Origin of the sequence: Vibrio harveyi (genome assembly GCF_030060435.1) — a bacterium.
GTDB classification, from domain to species: domain Bacteria; phylum Pseudomonadota; class Gammaproteobacteria; order Enterobacterales; family Vibrionaceae; genus Vibrio; species Vibrio harveyi.
Genome location: NZ_CP125876.1, coordinates 79,875 through 97,852 on the forward strand (window position 1 = coordinate 79,875; position 17,978 = coordinate 97,852).

At 44.2% G+C, this 17,978-nt stretch carries 16 protein-coding genes; 8 read left to right on the forward strand and 8 right to left on the reverse strand.

Going from position 1 to position 17,978, the window contains the following annotated elements; all coding sequences use genetic code 11:
- The first annotated feature begins 119 nt into the window (after window positions 1-119).
- The 3 genes from norR to QMY49_RS16830 all read left to right on the forward strand — a co-directional run bounded on the left by norR (window position 120) and on the right by QMY49_RS16830 (window position 3,087).
- Window positions 120-1,652: a nitric oxide reductase transcriptional regulator NorR gene (norR, locus tag QMY49_RS16820; RefSeq protein WP_009697170.1), complete on the forward strand. Its 1,533-nt coding sequence runs from the start codon at window positions 120-122 to the stop codon at window positions 1,650-1,652.
- Between the two features lie 97 nt (window positions 1,653-1,749).
- Window positions 1,750-2,397, forward strand: a complete 648-nt coding sequence (locus tag QMY49_RS16825) for an HAD family hydrolase (RefSeq protein ID WP_017188655.1) — start codon at window positions 1,750-1,752, stop codon at window positions 2,395-2,397.
- 156 nt (window positions 2,398-2,553) lie between these two features.
- Window positions 2,554-3,087: a cytochrome b gene (locus QMY49_RS16830; RefSeq protein ID WP_187993520.1), complete on the forward strand. Its 534-nt coding sequence runs from the start codon at window positions 2,554-2,556 to the stop codon at window positions 3,085-3,087.
- 72 nt (window positions 3,088-3,159) lie between these two features.
- Here QMY49_RS16830 and QMY49_RS16835 read toward each other — a convergent pair whose 3' ends face one another.
- Both QMY49_RS16835 and QMY49_RS16840 read right to left on the reverse strand, forming a co-directional pair.
- Window positions 3,160-4,074, reverse strand: a complete 915-nt coding sequence (locus QMY49_RS16835; protein WP_005451346.1) for a LysR family transcriptional regulator — start codon at window positions 4,072-4,074, stop codon at window positions 3,160-3,162.
- Between the two features lie 92 nt (window positions 4,075-4,166).
- Window positions 4,167-5,036 (reverse strand): AraC family transcriptional regulator, encoded by an 870-nt coding sequence (locus tag QMY49_RS16840; protein WP_009697173.1) that lies wholly within the window; start codon window positions 5,034-5,036, stop codon window positions 4,167-4,169.
- 123 nt (window positions 5,037-5,159) lie between these two features.
- Between QMY49_RS16840 and QMY49_RS16845 the strand changes: the two genes are divergently transcribed.
- The gene (locus QMY49_RS16845; RefSeq protein ID WP_009699691.1) at window positions 5,160-6,308 is read left to right on the forward strand and encodes an aminotransferase-like domain-containing protein; all 1,149 of its coding nucleotides are present in this window, start codon (window positions 5,160-5,162) and stop codon (window positions 6,306-6,308) included.
- Between the two features lie 437 nt (window positions 6,309-6,745).
- Window positions 6,746-7,795 (forward strand): hypothetical protein, encoded by a 1,050-nt coding sequence (locus QMY49_RS16850; RefSeq protein WP_199479979.1) that lies wholly within the window; start codon window positions 6,746-6,748, stop codon window positions 7,793-7,795.
- 54 nt (window positions 7,796-7,849) lie between these two features.
- Here QMY49_RS16850 and QMY49_RS16855 read toward each other — a convergent pair whose 3' ends face one another.
- Both QMY49_RS16855 and QMY49_RS16860 read right to left on the reverse strand, forming a co-directional pair.
- Window positions 7,850-8,176, reverse strand: a complete 327-nt coding sequence (locus QMY49_RS16855) for a DUF4156 domain-containing protein (protein WP_005451338.1) — start codon at window positions 8,174-8,176, stop codon at window positions 7,850-7,852.
- A gap of 79 nt (window positions 8,177-8,255) precedes the next feature.
- Window positions 8,256-8,720, reverse strand: a complete 465-nt coding sequence (locus QMY49_RS16860) for a hypothetical protein (RefSeq protein ID WP_009697175.1) — start codon at window positions 8,718-8,720, stop codon at window positions 8,256-8,258.
- 239 nt (window positions 8,721-8,959) lie between these two features.
- Between QMY49_RS16860 and QMY49_RS16865 the strand changes: the two genes are divergently transcribed.
- Window positions 8,960-9,667, forward strand: a complete 708-nt coding sequence (locus tag QMY49_RS16865) for a lipoate--protein ligase family protein (protein WP_283315597.1) — start codon at window positions 8,960-8,962, stop codon at window positions 9,665-9,667.
- Between the two features lie 68 nt (window positions 9,668-9,735).
- Here QMY49_RS16865 and QMY49_RS16870 read toward each other — a convergent pair whose 3' ends face one another.
- The 3 genes from QMY49_RS16870 to QMY49_RS16880 are packed head-to-tail and all read right to left on the reverse strand — an operon-like array spanning window position 9,736 to window position 13,433.
- Window positions 9,736-10,773: an HlyD family secretion protein gene (locus tag QMY49_RS16870; RefSeq protein WP_009697177.1), complete on the reverse strand. Its 1,038-nt coding sequence runs from the start codon at window positions 10,771-10,773 to the stop codon at window positions 9,736-9,738.
- A gap of 1 nt (window position 10,774) precedes the next feature.
- A complete protein-coding gene (locus tag QMY49_RS16875; RefSeq protein ID WP_283315599.1) occupies window positions 10,775-12,091 on the reverse strand; it encodes a glycosyltransferase family 2 protein in 1,317 nt (438 codons plus the stop codon).
- Complete coding sequence (locus tag QMY49_RS16880) at window positions 12,078-13,433, reverse strand: TackOD1 domain-containing metal-binding protein (protein ID WP_029790118.1); 1,356 nt, start codon at window positions 13,431-13,433, stop codon at window positions 12,078-12,080. The genes QMY49_RS16875 and QMY49_RS16880 overlap by 14 nt, the downstream gene beginning before the upstream one ends.
- A gap of 902 nt (window positions 13,434-14,335) precedes the next feature.
- Between QMY49_RS16880 and QMY49_RS16885 the strand changes: the two genes are divergently transcribed.
- Window positions 14,336-15,916, forward strand: coding sequence for a DEAD/DEAH box helicase (locus tag QMY49_RS16885; protein ID WP_009697180.1), 1,581 nt, complete (start codon window positions 14,336-14,338; stop codon window positions 15,914-15,916).
- Window positions 15,917-15,981: 65 nt separating this feature from the next.
- Here QMY49_RS16885 and QMY49_RS16890 read toward each other — a convergent pair whose 3' ends face one another.
- A complete protein-coding gene (locus QMY49_RS16890; protein WP_283316805.1) occupies window positions 15,982-16,851 on the reverse strand; it encodes a Vmh family MBL fold metallo-hydrolase in 870 nt (289 codons plus the stop codon).
- A gap of 160 nt (window positions 16,852-17,011) precedes the next feature.
- On the opposite strand from QMY49_RS16890, the gene QMY49_RS16895 reads away from it, so the two are divergent.
- Complete coding sequence (locus QMY49_RS16895; protein WP_009697182.1) at window positions 17,012-17,905, forward strand: LysR family transcriptional regulator; 894 nt, start codon at window positions 17,012-17,014, stop codon at window positions 17,903-17,905.
- Window positions 17,906-17,978: the final 73 nt, after the last annotated feature.

Sequence of the window (17,978 nt, forward strand, 5' to 3'; positions counted from 1 at the left end):
TACTTCCTTTATTTTCAACAAGTTAAAACAAAATCAACAATAAAGACTGTCATTAAGACACAGTTGAAAATTGTCATTAAGACACTACAATAGTCATATTGACACAATTGGTATTGGTTATGACTTCTTTAATCGCGCAGTGGCTACACATCACACAAGACCTTAACTCGGCACTCACTCAGCAAGCTCGTTTTGATACGTTGTTGACCACGATTCGAGAGGTATTAAAGTGTGACTCTTCGGCCCTTCTTTTGTATGAAGATCAGCACTTTAAGCCATTAGCGATCAATGGTTTGGCAGAAGAAGTGCTGGGACGCCGCTTCTCCATTGAGCAGCACCCAAGGTTAGAAGCCATTGCCCGAGCTGGCGACATCGTGCGCTTTCCCTCTGACAGCGACTTACCTGATCCTTACGACGGCTTGATTCCAAACCACGATGACAAACTGCATGTCCATTCCTGCATTGGTTTACCTTTGCTGATCGACGATCAACTCATTGGTGCTATTACGATTGACGCCTTCGACCCCAACCAATTTGATGGGTTGCGTAACCAAGAATTACGTTTTGTTAGTGCATTAGCCGCAGGTGGCTTACATACAGCTCTACTGTTAGAGCAACTAGAAACTCAAACGAGCCTGCCACGTGATTCCTACGCCGAAAAACGCACCTTGAGCAACGAAATCATTGGCAACTCTCAGGGGATGAAGAATCTTCAAGAACAAATAGATGCAGTCGCCGATACCGAGTTGTCTGTACTGATCATGGGTGAGACTGGCGTGGGTAAAGAGTTGGTCGCCAGTGCTATTCACCATCGCTCCAATCGTTCCAGCAATACCTTGGTTTACCTCAACTGTGCGGCACTGCCGGAGTCCGTAGCAGAGAGCGAACTGTTTGGGCACATCAAAGGCGCATTTACGGGCGCAATCAGTAATCGTAAGGGTAAATTCGAACAAGCAGATGGCGGCACACTGTTTTTGGATGAAGTCGGTGAACTGTCATTAGAGCTACAAGCCAAGTTACTTCGAGCCCTACAATACGGCGACATCCAACGAGTGGGTGACGACCGTCATATCCGAGTCAATACACGCATTGTCGCCGCCACCAACCGTATTTTGCATGAAGAAGTCACCGCTGGGCGTTTTCGAGCCGACTTATATCACCGCCTAAGCGTCTTCCCACTTCATGTGCCACCTCTTCGCGAACGCGAGGATGATGTTGTGTTGCTGGCGGGCTTCTTTGCTGAACACTTGAGAAGTAAGCTCGGATTGAACAGCATTCGCTTGTCCCCTACGCTCGTTCACGCACTTAAGGATTATTCGTGGCCAGGCAACGTTCGAGAACTCGAACATGTCATCAAACGGGCTGGAGTTTTGGCAAAAGCACGCACCCATTCCATGGATATTGAGTTAGTCGAACAAGATTTTGATATTCGAACGCCGAATCAGAACATCAAGAACGTTGAAGAAACGAAACAAAACTCTCGCTTAGAGCTGCCAGAAGGCGGATTAAAACCAGCTACAGACGCATTCCAAAAAGCGATGATTGTTCGAGCACTGGAAGGGAACCAAGGTAACTGGGCAGCAACGGCACGTCAACTTGAGCTGGATAACGGTAATTTGCACCGTTTAGCAAAACGCTTAGGAATAAAATAAGGATTGAGTAAAAAGCATGTGAGATGGTGGAATTCCACAAGAAAATCGTTTTCGCTTATGTCAAAATGCGCCATCTCAATCGACAAGTCATAACGTAATGAATTTTCAAGCTGCTATTTTTGACATGGATGGTTTACTCCTCGATACGGAACGTGTGTGCATGCGCATTTTCCAAGAAGCGTGTGAAGCACAAAACCTCCCATTCTATAAAGACGTTTACCTTTCAATCATTGGTCGCAATGCAGCCGGCATTGAAGTAATTTTCCGCAAAGCTTATGGGGATGATCTTGACCGCTTACACAAAGAGTGGCGCGACCGATACGATGCGGTAGTTAAACACCAAGCCATTCCGGTCAAAGAAGGAGTGATTGAGCTACTTGAATGGTTGAAAGAGCAAGGGTTACCCATTGCTGTTGCCACTTCTACAGCAAAAGAAGTGGCGAAAAAGAAGTTGGAATTGGCAGGTTTGAGCCAGTATTTCGACAACTTAACTACCGGCTGTGAAGTTTCACACGGTAAACCCGATCCAGAAATTTATTTGCTTGCGGCAAGTCGTTTAGACATAGAACCAACCAAATGTCTCGCCTTTGAAGATTCAAATAATGGCGTTCGTGCTGCTGTTGCTGCCAACATGGTAACTTTCCAAATCCCAGACCTCGTTGAACCTTGTGAAGAAGTGCGTGGATTTGGTCATGCGATCGTTCCTTCACTGCACCACGCTCTCGCTGAGTTAAAGCAAGGCTAAGCAATTTTTGCTCATTGAATTAACGCAAAACGCTCCAACTTTCGGAGCGTTTTTTGTGAACAAAATTTACCCAACTTTACACTGACATGTGTAGTTCTATTCACAACATTAATGGATAATCGTTCGTATAACCACAAAGAAAAAGAGGATTATCTTATGCTCAACAAAACGCCTTTAACTTGGCAAACTATCGCTTTGCACTGGGTAACTGGACTCGCTTTTATTGGTGTGTTCGCACTTGGTTTATATATGGTGGATTTACCACGCAGCCCAGTAAAATTCGAATGGTACGGGATTCATAAATCGCTAGGCGCTATCCTTTTAATTATCGCTCTTGCTCGTCTAGTGTGGCGCTTAAAAGAAGGCGCTCTACCACCAGCTTCTAAGATGCCAGCATGGCAAGACAAAGCAGCCAAGGCAGTCCACGGTATTCTACTGTTAGCCACCTTAGCAATGCCTATCTCTGGTATTGCTATGAGTGCTGGCGGTGGTCGAGCTGTTGATATTTTCGGGTGGGTGATCATCGCAGAAGGCGCAGAAACACCTTGGCTGCAAGAGCTTGGATCAACGATTCATCACTCTGCGGTAGAAGTGCTCATCTTAGTGTTTGTTTTGCACGTTGCTGGCGCTATCAAACACCAAGTGATCGATAAGGATGGCACCATCTCACGTATGCTTGGTCGCAGCTAATCTTCTTAATTTTATAAGAAAAAACGCCACTTAATGCGAATTAAGTGGCGTTTCCATTGAATATTATTCAGGCTACTTTTGCTGTTCTGCCAGTTCAAGCTCCCAATAAGGCGGTTGACCGTAATACTCCGCGAAATAGTCAATAAACGCTCTAACTTTAGGGGCGATCAGGCGAGAGCTCGGATAGACCGCCCAGATACTCGCATTCATCACTAATGGATAGTCTTGTAATATTTCGACTAACTCACCTTTTTGTAGCTGTTTGTATACGCTCCAAATCGAGTTAATTGAAACCCCAAGCCCATCAATGCAAGCATCACGCATTGCATCACCATTATCGGTTCTAAAGCTGCCAGAAGCGCGCATCGAGTACTGCCCTTCTGGGGTTTCAAATACCCAGTTCTCCAAACCAGCCAAAGTCACACATTCATGATTTACAAGCTCTTCTGGCGATTGAGGTGTGCCATGCTGCGCCAAATACTCCGGTGACGCGACAACAATACGACGATCTGGAGCAAGTTTGCGTGCCACTAGAGACGAGTCTTTCAGCTCGGCAAGGCGAACAGCAACATCGAAGCCACCTTCCACCATGTCGATAATCGAATCGGAGAAGCGAAAATCAATGGTCAGCTCTGGGTACTTTGCCATAAACCCTTTAAGTGCTGGCACTAAATGCAAGCGCCCAAAAGATGCAGATGCGGTGACTCGTAACGTCCCTGTTGGCGCCTTGTGACCAACACCTACAGCACCTCGTGCCGCTTCAACCGTTGCCAACACTTCCTCAGCATGAGGTAAGAATGCCTGCCCCTCTTCTGTTAACGAAACCTTGCGCGTGGTTCGATGTACAAGGCGTACGCCCAAACCTTCTTCCAATTTATTAATATGGGCACTAGCAACCGCAGGAGATAATCCCAGCTCTTGTCCCGCCATACTGATATTGTGGGTCGATGCTAAACGAACGAAAAGTTTTAGATGTTCTATGTTCATTTTATTTTCAACTTATTCTATAAAGTCTGAGGTTATTAATGGCTATTTTCTTCCCACACAATAGTAAAGCATTCAATTTGAAGCAAAGACTTTTAGAAGAAACTGATAGGTAAATAGAAATCTAACTCGAAGACTTCTTCGTGATTAAGAAAATGGTTTTTATGATAGTGCACATAAGCAGGTGTCGAACGTTGCTTAAAACCAGAGTTAGGTAACCACTTTTCCAATACCATGCTGATTTGCGGCAAAAGCTCACCATAGACGCCTGTTAATCGGAACACCGCGTGTAAGCCACCTGGAATGGTCATTTGATTCACCACACCACGGTATTTAAGCGGTTTATCAATCGCCATGCACGCGACATAGCGACACTTATCCAGCTCTACCCAAGCAGGGTTGGAATGGTGCAAACCATATTGAGTAGAGAAATCACGCTGCTCAGAGTTCGCCCACGCTTTCAGCACCAGCCACGCATTACGAATCGAACGGTTGTAACCTTCATGGCGAACGTACGCAGCAAAGCGTTGTGGAACTTCAATAATCTTTGGCTCTGGTAGAGTGCGCTTTGCGACTCGATGATACCCTGCTGCCACTTCCGGATCCTTCAAATACGGCTTTTCTGCCACATGAAGGTCATGCTTACGCCATGCTCCTGGAGACAATTCAAACGTCGCTTTAAAAGCACGACTAAAAGACGACACTGAGCTGAAACCACACTTATTAGCAATTTCCAATACTGACGATTTAGTATCAAACATCAACTGATTTGCTGCGTATTCCATTCGCGTACGACGTATGTATTGATGAATAGACTCACCTACTACATCTTTAAATATACGGTGGAAGTGCTGTTCAGAATACGCCGCTACATCAGCTAGCTCTTTGGCGGATAATTCTCTACTGATGTCTTGATGAATATAGAACAGCACGTCATTGATTCTGGAAACCTGTTGCTGGCTCATAGCTTATCGCTTTACTGAAATAGCATAAATGGACATGTTTAACAGCATAAATGGACACACCTTAGTTAGCAAATCCCATGTACTATCTTTCACATAAAATAAAAAATACGAGAAACACAACACATGGAAATCGCACAGTCACTGCAACAAGTAAAGTCATCGTACATTCGAGAGATCCTCGCTGCCGCTAGCGATAAAAACGTCATCTCACTTGCTGGTGGTTTGCCAGATGAAAAAACCTTTCCTATCGAGCTGATGAAGCCAACATTAGAGAACTTGGCAAACATGCCTGAAGTTTTCCAATACGGTTCAACGGCAGGCTATGGACCACTACTAAACTTCCTAAACGGTTACTTCAAACTGCCTGAAACACACACTGCGATGATCACTACTGGCTCCCAGCAAGGTTTGGATTTGATCGCACGTGCTTACGTGAATCCAGGTGACAAAGTCGTGATGGAAGCGCCAAGTTACTTAGGTGCCATGCAGGTATTTGGTTTAGTTCAAGCAAACATCGTTACCGTTTCTCAAACAGAATTTGGTCCAAACCTTGATGAGCTCGAGCAATGCTTCGCTAAGCAACAACCAAAGATGTTCTACGCCGTGCCAGATTTCCATAACCCAACAGGTGTTTGCTGGGCACTGGAAACACGCCAAAAGGTTGCGGAGCTTTGTATTCAATACAACGTGGCTTTCATTGAAGATGCACCATACCGCGAGTTACGCTTCTCTGGTGAAGCTCTGCCTTTGGTATCTGACTTCTGCCCACAAAACTCTATCGTGTTGCGTTCTTTCTCTAAGATCGCTTCTCCGGGTTTACGAATCGGTGTTGTGACGGGTAAAACCAGCTACCTAGAGCCACTGATTAAAATCAAACAGGGTGCAGACCTGCATTCTAGCGTGCCTATGCAAGCTCTGTTGCACGGCCTATTGCAGCACGATAACTTTGCAACCCACATCTCTACTATTTGTGAGCTATACAAATCGCGCTACGACGTGATGTATGCAGAATTAGAAAAACAGCTTCCGACAAGTTGTGTATTGAAACCGGTTGATGGCGGTATGTTCGTATGGGTGGAGATTCCAGAGTGCGATACGTTTGAGCTAGCGAAGTCATTGCTTGCGAACGGTGTAGCTGTCGTACCGAGCCCAGTGTTCTACCCAGAAGGTTCAGAAGTAAAAGCAGCGCTTCGCTTGAACTTCACCAACGCAACACCTGATGAACTCAGAGTTGCCGTAACCCGTTTAGCTGATGTACTGAAGGCGCTGTAATCCGAATTCCCCTTTAGAATCCAATCACCTGCCTTTGGGATGCGAATTAAGTCCCAAAGGCAGCAGTATAAAAAGTTCCCTAAAAAATTTATTTTTTTCTCTCAAAATCAACTCTCTAGCTTAAGTGTCTGTTTTCGCTTGATCCTCGCACTATCGCAAAAAATAGATCTCGATCACGTATTTGAAGCTTGGAAAGGTTACGTCTATCTTTCAGAAAAAAGACATCGCCCTTGCAGCATCATCTGCGAATTCAAACACTTTTGATCGTGATGGCTTATCACCATCGAAAGTCGAGCTGACACCATCAGCAATGTCGTCTTGTGAAGATGAACGTGGTGAGGACGCAATTACAACCATTCTGAATGTCGCTATACCAATCCGCGATTGGTCTTATACACGTCGGCTTAGCGCATCATATTACAGAGGGGTTTATCAGGATGAACAATCGACCATCGAAAGGACTCGTCGTCACGGGCTTGTCCGCCATGCTTTCTCTCGCAGCCATACAAACAGCGCATGCGGGCAATTCACCAAACTGTAGCGACGTACTAGCGGGTAACAAGACCGCCGCTTCTCAGAAAATGACGATATTGCTGGGGGAAGACATCACCAAATCAAATCTAATCACTACTGTTGTCCCAGCAAAAAATAATCCGTTTGTGACCGAAGAGCTTGTCTCTGTCTCTAACAATGTTTCACCAAATGGACCGTTACCCAAGCAGTCATTAGAAGAAATCAAGCAAGTACGAGAAAACATCGAAAAAGCAGGCGTAGAAGTGAGTAAGCTTCAAGGGACTTTTGAAGTAGCGTTTGTGAGCCTTATTGACGGGCACTGCCAGTTCTCAACCAACCAACTCACTACGCATGCAAAAATCGATTTTGACCATTTAGAGGGGTTAACTGCATTTTCAATACCAGCTCTACTAACAATGGTCGATAAGTCTTATACGATGGCAGAAAAACGTATTGCTGAAGAAGAAGCGAAGCTCGCAGAAGAAAAGGCGCGCCAAGAAGAAGTAGAACGTGAGAAAGAAAGACAACAAGAGTTAGCGGCAGCCGCAGCAGCAGCTCGCTATCAAGACCCAAATGTTTTGGTTAAAGTTGAAAAGTTCGATGGCTCCAATGTGACCTTCTCTGTGACTAACCTATCCGCTGATGGTGAACTACAACCAAACTTCAATACGTTTAGGGCATACCAAACAGACAAAGGTGAACTTATCTACAAATCAGAATCCTTGTTGAGCTTAGTGGACAGCGAGGGAAATGGTCTAACAACCGTGGGAATCGCTGAACTCGGTCCAGAAAGTGGAACTGATCTGGTGATTGCTCCGGGAGAAACACGCACTTTCATTACCAGTATCGAGTCGGAAGTCGCATCCGAAATGAAGCTTAGCCTAGAATTTCCTGCGAAAGTGTTGAATACCGACGAAGCATTCTCGGTGTCATTTACTGATGCGGTCGCCATGGCAACGGCGGGCTTGAATTAGATAGCAAAATTGACGATTACACAAAAACAAAAGCAGACCTCAGGTCTGCTTTTATTAGTTCTGGCATTTATACGCGTTAGCGAACATTGTCACTGAGCTCGAAAAACCAAGCGGTTGGTACAAATAAAGAGTGTCACCCCCCAGTTCAGCAGCTTTGATACGCATTTGGTTCAGCGTTCCCCAAACCATATCTTTGTCCGCATGCAACCAGTAGTCATAGAAGTGACCTTCTGAACCGATCACTGTACCTAAATGTTGGCAGTTCGCGATTGCGTTTGCGTCATCCCAAATCACTTTTACTTGTTCAGATTCTTGTGTTGGGAACGTCACACAGCCAGTTAATAACGCTGCTAATGCTGCACCAGTCATTAACTTTTTCATAATTTCATCGCCTTAGAATTAAATCGTCTGCGGATTCTATTTATCGTTTAGACAATGACCAACAAATTATTTTTATGCTTTACATAACCGCTCGTTTAGGAGCTTTCTTAGGCATCTTTAATGCACGCGCATCGCGAATGTTCAGCGTCATCAATGTTAGGTTCGTGAAACCAGCAAGCAACTCAACCAACTGAACAATATAGAAGGTCGTATCAAACTGATTACTTGCGGCTAAATGCTGCAAATAAATCGCCGCCGGAACCAAAATCAAGATGCCGTTCATCGCAACGAAAGGCATACGCTTTTTCTTTGCCGCTAGAGGTCCTTTTTTCACATTCGGAGCCATCTTTGACCCGGTTATGCCGGCTGCAGCCATAAGAGGGACAACTGCCCAAATCGCGTACGAGATATAAGTTTTAACCGCCAAAATTGCGTGATGATCACCAAACAACTCAACCGCGACTGTACTGGTGAAAAAGCTCATGATGAGCAGGTATGCACTAATAGAGGTGATTCGATGAGCAAAGCTGAGTGTCTTTTTCATAGCGATATTCTCTTTTCATGTTGTTGGGACTCACGGCACAAAAAAAGATTACACAACAATCATTGCATACGCAACACTTGCGACTGAAATAAAATCATTAAAATTTAGCTTAATTAAATGGATTTTTATTAAGTTTATGTTTTAGTTAATAATTTAAGAGAAAACATAAATAACTAGGCGATTTGCTTTTTGACCAAATTAGAGTAAAACAGAGGAGTAAGCGGCAAGAGGGACTGAATTTGACTTCGAAAAACAAACTGATCCGTTACCAATCTAAAGAAGTAGCTGACGTATTCAGCAAAGAAGACGAGTTAATCAAGCTTGTTCAATCTGGTCAACTTTCTCAAGTATTACTGTTGTGGCAAGTCAAAAGCCCTACGCTAGTGCTTCCAGCAGGTAAGAAGTGGACAATTTCAGAGCAACTAGCACAAGCTCTAGCAGACTCAGGTTGGAGGCTGTTTTCACGTAAAACCGGCGGTGCACCAGTTCCACAGGTTCCGGGGATCATAAACCTCTCTCATATCTACCACTGGCCTGAAGGTCAACCTTACGACATTAAAAAAGCGTATCTCGACTTATGTTCCGTACTCGCCGTGTTTTTTAAACAGTTAGGTGTCAAAGTTGATGTGCACGCTACGCCAAACTCCTATTGTGATGGCGAATACAACTTAAATATTGATGGGAAAAAAGTGGTTGGGACAGCACAACGTGTCTTACTGAAAAAAGGCGGAGGACAAGTAGTGCTCTCTCAAGCCTGTATTCTCATAGATGCTGACGTAGAAAAAATCGTTGAACCAGTAAAGCTATGTAATCGTCTTTGCGGGCATAACGATGATATTCGTGGCGACGTTCATACTCCCCTATTCGACCATATAGAACAAAAACTAAGTGTTGATACGTTGTTTCAAACGCTGACTCAAGCGTTTTTGGATCACGCGAAGCGTTGAGTCTATTCGCGATATTCATCAGAAAAGGGAGCATTTGCTCCCTTTTATCATTTATTAAACTCATTAAGTTAAAAACGAACTTCCACTTCAACGCCCTCAATCCATCTCGTTTGCTCTACGGGTTCGTCAAAAGATAATGTGACTTTCAGGTACGCTGGTTGACCCTCAAATGGGCTTTGCAGCTCTTGGGGTAGCTTGTTAACCACTTCAACCGGCCTTGAAACTGTCGCAGATAACTTTTTACCGTCAGGGAAGATGACCTTCGCTTTGGTTCCTTTTTGGCTGTAATCCAGATACTTAGGATTTAAAAATGCGGTAATGTCCGGTGTTACGTTCTGAGCTACCGTCAATAATGGTGCATTCTCTGTAACGCGCTGACCTTCATGAACATGAATATCCAAAACTCGACCACTAAACGGTGCTCTAAACGTCAAGCTCTCTTGTTGGGCACGCTTTACGACAAGCTCTTGCATTAACGCTCGATACTGCTGTGCAACCGGCCCCGCCAATGCCAATTGCTCTCTATCACGTTTGGCATTGATGTAAGCTATTTCTTGGTCGCTCAATTGGCTATCAATGGCATTGCTCACGTTAACTACCGCAGCGTAATCCACTTCTGACACCTGACCTTTCTTTCTAAATTGGTCGTACTTTTGCTGAATTTGTTGCACCTTAGCGAGGCTTGTTTTGGTACTGGCTATCGCTTGCTGGTACAACTCATCAGTACTTTGAACCTTGTTATTGGACAACGAAACCAACTCTTTTTGTAAAAACTCCACTTCTTTGTTTAACGCACTATCTGCCAATAGAATTAAAGACTGCCCCTTGCCTACCTCGTCACCGACATTCGCCGGAATCGGTCCAACAATTGCGGCTTGAGTCGCCGTTATCGTTAATGGATAAGAGGTCACGATACCGGGCGCAGTCACTAGAATCTGCGTCTTAAACAAGTAATAAGCCATAAATAACAGTGGGCTAATGACAATTGCCAAAATCAGATACCAACGAAGTCGATAACCACCACGCTTCGCCTGACCGTAGGCGACTTTCATGCCACTCTCAGATTGTGGCTTGTTCTTTTTATCTAAGTGAAAGTTAACTTTCATACTAAAACTTTTTGCCTCGTTTCAATACCCACCAAGGTGCCATGCTAGATTCTTCGTGACTGCGTCTTACTACCTCATTCACCATCGAAAACGCCGTTATTAGACGCATGAAAAACTGATAAACGGGGTATAGAAATAGCCATTTCGTAAATTTTAAGTCTTCTTTTCTTCTCTCAGACACCAGCCCGATATAAACAATAAATATAATTAAAGAGAGAAATAAATACGTTAAGTACAGCAACAGCATTAACGCTAAAACAAATTTAAGCGGATACGCTATAAGCATATACACGGTAAAAATAACAACTAACAAAGGTAATAAGACGTTTTGAACCACACCATAAGCGAGAGTAAATAGAAAATTCCCCCACCCCAAAAGAGATGGTGATAATCCTTCATTGTGCTTACGCAAAAATAGGAAAAGCAAATCGCCATCCCACCTTAAACGCTGCATAACTAGCCCTTTTAAGGTATCTGGAACATCGGTATGCCCAATCGCATGTGTGGCAAAAGCTAATTTATTGTTTGGATAGCGTCGCTTATATTGTTTTAAACGCATGGTTAGATCCAAATCTTCTGCAGTATGCGTATCCCAGCCACCCACTTGTTTGAGTAAGTTTTTTCTAAAAGCCCCAAACGCACCTGAAATATTATTTAATACGCCCCATTTTGCCATCCCAGTTTTGCCTGCTTGCATGGACAACATGTATTCTAAGGACTGCATTTTTGTCAGAATATTGGCGTCATGATTTCTAACCCGTAACGCGCCTCCGCTTGCAATCACACCTTTCGATGTAAATTGTTTCATCATGGTAAACACCATGTCGTTATCAAAGGAGGTATCCCCATCGACGTTAATCACAATCTCGCCCTGAGCAACAGATAAACCAGCATTAAGAGTCGACACTCGACCGCCACGTTGCCACTTTGGAATAACCCGTACTTTGCGATTGCGGACGCCAGCGTGACGTAGTTCTCCGTTCAACGCCGCTTGGTAAGTATCTTGGTTCTGTACTGCGCCATCTACGACGGCGAGAATTTCTATGTGACCCGGATACACTTGTTCAACTAAAGTGTCGATGGTGATTCCAATCGCATCCCCTTCGCCATAACAAGTGATGACAAAACTGATCGATGGAAACTGCGTCAACTCAACGTCTTCCTGATCATACGACCATCGAAAAATGCCCGTTAATACCAACAGGTACAAGGGCAGTTCGATAATAATCATGACCGGGAATAGCAGTAGCCACAGCTCTTCATTGTGCAGCAGCATCCCGCGAAGATAATCAAGCAGAACAAGACTATCTTGCAGCATAAATATCACCAACCAGTGTTTCTAACCATACCGCTACGCCATCTTCAATACTTGCTTGAGGAAGTGCCCATGAGAAGACATTGAGTTCAAACTCTTCATCTTCAATTTGGCTTCCCAGTACCGAGAGTTTGTTCTGCAATACCGATAAGCTAGACGTTTCGGTATTCGGCATGAGCACCAGCAACACATCTTGCTTAAATTGGCAGCAGATATCCGTATCTCTGAATATCTCACTAAGACGCTTAGTCAGTTGATCCATCAAGGAGAAAAGCTTGGCGTCACCGTGCTGCTTTCCGTACTCATCTAAAGATGGAAGGTGTAACCCCAAAAGTAGGTGATGCTCTTTGTGGCGCATAGCGACTTTATTTAGCCACGCGAGTAAGTTCTGGAAGAAACTGTTCTCAACCTTACCTTTGATTGAGAGCTCAGGAGCTTGAGAGGACTTTCCGTGCTGGAATATGTATTCTCCTGCTTCACCTAAACGGTATTGGTACAGCTTGCGCACAACGAGATCATCAACCTTCATCTTCTCATCACAACTCAAGCATTGGCTCATCGTTGCTGCTTCAACAAAAAGATTAGAGCACTGATTGCAAACGTGATTCTCTAGAGGGCGGTCGTAGTCCACACCAATGTGTCTTAGTTGCGTTAAACACTTTGGGCATTCCAACTTACCGCGGCGTTGAAATGACTGCTGCTCACCAACGTGACCACAAGTAAAGCAGTGGAGCGAACTCTGAGACTCAATGTCAATACTGCTGCATTGAGGGCAAACTTCAACGTAATTCAAGTGACCGCTGTTGCAATGCGTACAGACACGAATACGATCCATCAGTTGTTCACTTTCTAAAATATCTCTTGCTTTCTCGGACAACACATAGCGATAGGTTGAGTAAATGTCAGGGTAAAACGCTTCTATCAGCGGATACGTATAAATTGAAGATGATTCAAGGCTTTTCATCGCCGTTAATCTGCGGTTTCTATTTATGCCAAGCCAGCCAATCAGCGGATCTAACGACGTCACCTGAGGTACCGATTCAAGGCGGCTTCGCGAGCTTTGCCATGCTTTATAGGACGTCGTTAAATCAAAAGTGCCATCAGTAACACATCGAGAATATGGTGTTTCAATCGTGGTGTAGACAGCCCAACTCCATCGCTCTTGCTGTTGGTAAAAAGCTTTAAGTATTCCTTCAAGTTGTTTTGGTTCCGAAGCGTTTACACAAAACATACCTCCCATACCAACAGGCAGTGCCTCTACCTCATTGATATACTCAACATTTTCCAGTTCGTATTCCGTTGGTTTATCCCCGAGCCAATAGAACTTTTCATTCTCAATTAACATGATTATTACTCACACAAATATTAGAACGACCTACTAATTAAAAATATAGAACCTTTACAGATCTTTTTTGAATAATTTAATCGACAGGAACGCAAAAAATGCCTTGAACCCGAACCGCTTAATGACGTGGTCAGGTAAAACAGCAGTGAATTTATATAATTTTCAAATCAGGGCGTTACAGAGCGGTACTTTCACGCTGGCACGCCGAATCAGTCAATTAATTGACAGAAAGAATAACGTTGAACTTATAATAAATAAATGAGGATATATATTTTAAATTAATACGAAGAAACGAGAACATTAAGGAACCTTTATTAAGCAAGCTGAATATCATTTATCTATGTGGTTTATGATCGCTCTTATTACCACTATATCTATTTATTTTAATAGCCGTTTCGGCGTTCAGCATTTAAGCACAGCAATTGGTCTCATTGTTAAGACGATTATTTCTATTTTTTCATCTTCACTTTACACACATGAAATCAATTAAATTAATTCTTAATTTTCAATTACAAAGCGTCGTTTTATCGTTTGCTATATTTTTGCTTTATAAATAGAAAGATAATTTAATTTGCATAACCAAATATTATAAAATAAAAAGGATACCTTTAAATTAATAAGCAACAATTACATTTAGCAACAGCATTCATATCTATGAAATGTGTTGTTAAGCCTACCTCCTCTATCATCACTACCAAAAATGCCAAAGGTATGAGAGCTCTTCTTCAACGCTCAAATCGCTTGATTAGCTCACTCAATTTCGAAATGAGATCTACCTCAAACATTTATCCATGACGGAAATAGTTGAAGCTAACGCCCAAAAGCCTCAGAATGTCGCACTTTTCGCGTCGCGCATAAAATCGACGCCTTGTTATCAAACTCGACAATTGAGAATCATACATATGGGTTTTACCTCGTTAGGTCTATCTGCTCCAATCCTTAAGGCTATTCAGGAAAAAGGCTACGACACCCCTTCGCCGATTCAGGCTCAAGCAATTCCTGCTGTTTTGGAAGGGAAAGACGTAATGGCAGCAGCACAGACTGGTACAGGTAAAACGGCGGGCTTTACGCTGCCAATTCTTGAACGTCTGTCAAACGGTCCACGCGTACGCGGCAACCACATCCGCGCATTGGTGCTGACACCAACTCGTGAGCTTGCTGCCCAGGTACAAGAAAACGTATTCATGTACAGCCGTCACCTACCTCTAACGAGTGCAGTGGTATTTGGTGGTGTGAAGATCAACCCACAAATGCTTCGCCTGCGTAAAGGTGCAGACGTATTGGTTGCAACACCAGGCCGCCTAATGGACCTATACAACCAAAATGCAGTGAAGTTCGACCAACTAGAAATGCTAGTACTGGACGAAGCAGACCGCATGCTTGACATGGGTTTCATTCGCGACATTCGCAAGATTCTTGAATTGCTACCGAAGCAACGTCAAAACCTATTGTTCTCTGCGACATTCTCAAACGAAATCCGTGAGCTTGCGAAAGGTCTGGTCAACAACCCTGTTGAGATTTCAGTTAACCCAGCAAACTCGACAGCACGCACCGTAGAACAATGCATCTACCCAGCAGACGTGAAGAAGAAAGCACCAATGCTGGTCAAGCTGATCAAAGATGGCGATTGGAAACAAGTATTGGTATTTACCAAAACCAAGCATGGCGCGAACCGCTTAGCCAAGTTCCTAATCGACCAAAAGATTACAGCAGCTGCAATTCACGGCAATAAGAGCCAAGGCGCACGTACTAAAGCTCTGGCTGACTTTAAATCTGGCGAAGTTCGCGTATTAGTCGCAACAGACATCGCTGCGCGCGGTATCGACATTCCTCAGCTTCCTCAAGTGGTTAACTTTGAGCTGCCAAAAGTAGCTGAAGACTACGTTCACCGTATCGGTCGTACCGGTCGTGCTGGTGAAGTGGGTAAAGCGATTTCTTTAGTATGCGCACTTGAAGCATCCGAGTTGTTTGCGATTGAACGTTTAATTCAACAACTGCTGCCTCGTAAAGAACTGGAAGGCTACGCACCAACTAACGTATTGCCAGAGTCGAAGCTTGATACTCGCCCTATCAAGCCAAAGAAACCGAAAAAGCCTAAGAAGCCAAAAGCAGAAGGTGAAAACGGTCAAACAGCTGAGAAGAAAAACAACGGCGGTAACAACAAATCAAAGCGTCGTTTCAACAGCGACAACAAAAATGGCAAGGGCGAAAACAAATCAGGCAAAGGCGGCGCTGGTAAGCCAAAAGGCAACCGTGATGGTCAAGCTCGCACAAACGACAAGCCAAGCGGTAACAAGCCGAATACCAAACAGCCTAATACGAACAAATCAGGCGCAAATAAAAATGGTAACGGTGGTAAACCATCAGAAAACCGCAAGCCTAACAGCGGTAAACCTGCGGGTGCAAAACCTTCAAACGGCAAACCGTCAGGCAACAAGCCATCAGGACAACGTCGCAAGCCACGTCCACAAGCAGCAAAATAATAAAAAACAGCCCCTCACAATGAGGGGCTGTTTTTTTGGGCAATATGGCGAATAGCAAGCTTAGATTAATGCCACTCCATTTCACCACTTAGCACTTTCGCGCCCAGTTCAAGATCGCCTTCTGTCGCAGCAAACTGTGGGTACTTAGCCTTCATCGCTGCCGAAATCTCGCTTGATGATGGCTTGCTTAACTTTTCTAACGTCTGCTCAATGTCTGCGATGTAGTTTATAGTGAATTGAACACCTTCCACACCTTTCGGCATATCACCAAGGTAGTGTCCCGGAATCACGGTTTTTGGTTTCAGTGCTTTCATGCGCTCCAACGATTGAGACCATTGAGCACGCTCTTGTTTCGACTGAGTGTCCGCCATCCAAACATGAACACCACTGTAAACCGATACACCACCAAATACAGTTTTCTCCGCAGGCACCCAAAGGTAAGCATCATGAGTATTGATTTCTTTTACTTCAATGTGCTTACCTTCAAGCGTCAGAGTGGTGTCATTGAGTACAGTAGGCACAACAATTTTTGATGGTGCCCCCTCTTCCAAAATAGGTCCCCAGTACGCCAGTTTCGCGTCTTTTGTTCGTTCGATATGTTTAACAACCGCTTCGCTCGCAACCACTTTTACATCAGGGAATGCAGCAACAATAGGCTCTAAGCCAAAATAATAGTCTGGGTCACCGCTGCTGATGTAAATCATCGACAGCTCTTTGCCACTGTTTTTAATCTGTTCCACCAATTTTTTTCCGTCTTTGACGCTAAATTGTGCGTCAAACAACATCAGCTCTTTTTCACCAGAAACAAGCACAGAGCTTGCAGGAAAGATCGCATTTTCACCGGGGTTGTAGTGGGTAATCGTTAAGTCCGCAGCCGACACATAGTTCGATGCCGCTAGTGCTGTAATCAGTAGAGTAATTGAACGCTTATTCATCATCTTATTCCGTATTAGAGAACCAACTCATGCGGCTCGTTTAGTGTTGAGGTCATCTTATTTGATTGGTTTTAGATGAAATAGACAGCAAATTAACTTTCACTGTTGCGAAATCCGGACATATACTGTGACGGCGATTTTCTTAAGGTGAAGCAACAGAATGGACAGACTTGAGGCAATGAACGTCTTTGTCACGATCGTAGAGCGAGGAAGCTTAAGTGCTGCCGCTGAGCATCTCGATCTTTCGCGAACTAAAGTGACACGTTATTTAGGTGAGCTCGAAAAGTGGATGGATACTCGTTTACTCCACCGCACAACTCGAAGCCTCAGCTTAACCAGTGCAGGGAAAGAGACGCTTGAGATTGCACGAGAGCTACTTGCACTTGAAGAATCCCTAAGCGGAATCCGAAACCAAAATCGAGTGAATCTAAAAGGTCAATTGCGTATTACCGCAAGCTATTCCATTGTGAGTAGCTTCCTCATTGATGCAATCACAAGCTTTGTTGAACAATGGCCTGATGTGGCGATTGATATTGTGTCGACAGATGAAACCGTAAACCTCGTGGAATCACGCATTGATCTTGCCATACGCATCACCAATGAGTTGCCTGCTAATGTCGTAGCAAAGCAATTAGGTGAATGCCGCTCGGTGATATGTGCGTCTCCCAAATATATCGAACAAAAAGGCGCACCGTTAAACGCCCAAGACCTAGGACACCACAATTGTCTTTCCTTTAGCTATTTTGGTCGTTCCGAGTGGATATTCTCTGGACCAAACGGTGATGAATCAGTCTCCATCAAAGGCAATATCAGCGCGAATACCCCAGAAGTACTGCTTGCTGCCGCTTTAAATGGTAACGGAATCAGCTTACAGCCTTTCCCAACCGTGAAGGATTTGCTCACTGAGGGTAAGTTAATTCAGCTGTTACCAGAATGGCACCCAAAAACGTTAGGCGTTCATGCCATCTATGGCACACGTAAACAAGTCACACCGTTATTAAGAGCCTTTATCGACCATCTCTCCATTAGCATGTCGGAATCCAAGCGCTGGTGAGCACTTTTCCGCAAACGTCCTAACCTTACTCTCAACCTGTGTTAGTCTAGCGAAATCCGTGACTAAGATAGGT

What these genes read in the sequence shown, in the direction of transcription:
- norR (WP_009697170.1), top strand. Translation starts at nt 120, where the DNA reads ATGACTTCTTTAATCGCGCAGTGGCTACACATCACACAAGACCTTAAC.
- QMY49_RS16825 (WP_017188655.1), top strand. Translation starts at nt 1,750, where the DNA reads ATGAATTTTCAAGCTGCTATTTTTGACATGGATGGTTTACTCCTCGAT.
- QMY49_RS16830 (WP_187993520.1), top strand. Translation starts at nt 2,554, where the DNA reads ATGCTCAACAAAACGCCTTTAACTTGGCAAACTATCGCTTTGCACTGG.
- QMY49_RS16835 (WP_005451346.1), bottom strand. Translation starts at nt 4,074, where the DNA reads ATGAACATAGAACATCTAAAACTTTTCGTTCGTTTAGCATCGACCCAC.
- QMY49_RS16840 (WP_009697173.1), bottom strand. Translation starts at nt 5,036, where the DNA reads ATGAGCCAGCAACAGGTTTCCAGAATCAATGACGTGCTGTTCTATATT.
- QMY49_RS16845 (WP_009699691.1), top strand. Translation starts at nt 5,160, where the DNA reads ATGGAAATCGCACAGTCACTGCAACAAGTAAAGTCATCGTACATTCGA.
- QMY49_RS16850 (WP_199479979.1), top strand. Translation starts at nt 6,746, where the DNA reads ATGAACAATCGACCATCGAAAGGACTCGTCGTCACGGGCTTGTCCGCC.
- QMY49_RS16855 (WP_005451338.1), bottom strand. Translation starts at nt 8,176, where the DNA reads ATGAAAAAGTTAATGACTGGTGCAGCATTAGCAGCGTTATTAACTGGC.
- QMY49_RS16860 (WP_009697175.1), bottom strand. Translation starts at nt 8,720, where the DNA reads ATGAAAAAGACACTCAGCTTTGCTCATCGAATCACCTCTATTAGTGCA.
- QMY49_RS16870 (WP_009697177.1), bottom strand. Translation starts at nt 10,773, where the DNA reads ATGAAAGTTAACTTTCACTTAGATAAAAAGAACAAGCCACAATCTGAG.
- QMY49_RS16875 (WP_283315599.1), bottom strand. Translation starts at nt 12,091, where the DNA reads ATGCTGCAAGATAGTCTTGTTCTGCTTGATTATCTTCGCGGGATGCTG.
- QMY49_RS16880 (WP_029790118.1), bottom strand. Translation starts at nt 13,433, where the DNA reads ATGTTAATTGAGAATGAAAAGTTCTATTGGCTCGGGGATAAACCAACG.
- QMY49_RS16885 (WP_009697180.1), top strand. Translation starts at nt 14,336, where the DNA reads ATGGGTTTTACCTCGTTAGGTCTATCTGCTCCAATCCTTAAGGCTATT.
- QMY49_RS16890 (WP_283316805.1), bottom strand. Translation starts at nt 16,851, where the DNA reads ATGAATAAGCGTTCAATTACTCTACTGATTACAGCACTAGCGGCATCG.
- QMY49_RS16895 (WP_009697182.1), top strand. Translation starts at nt 17,012, where the DNA reads ATGGACAGACTTGAGGCAATGAACGTCTTTGTCACGATCGTAGAGCGA.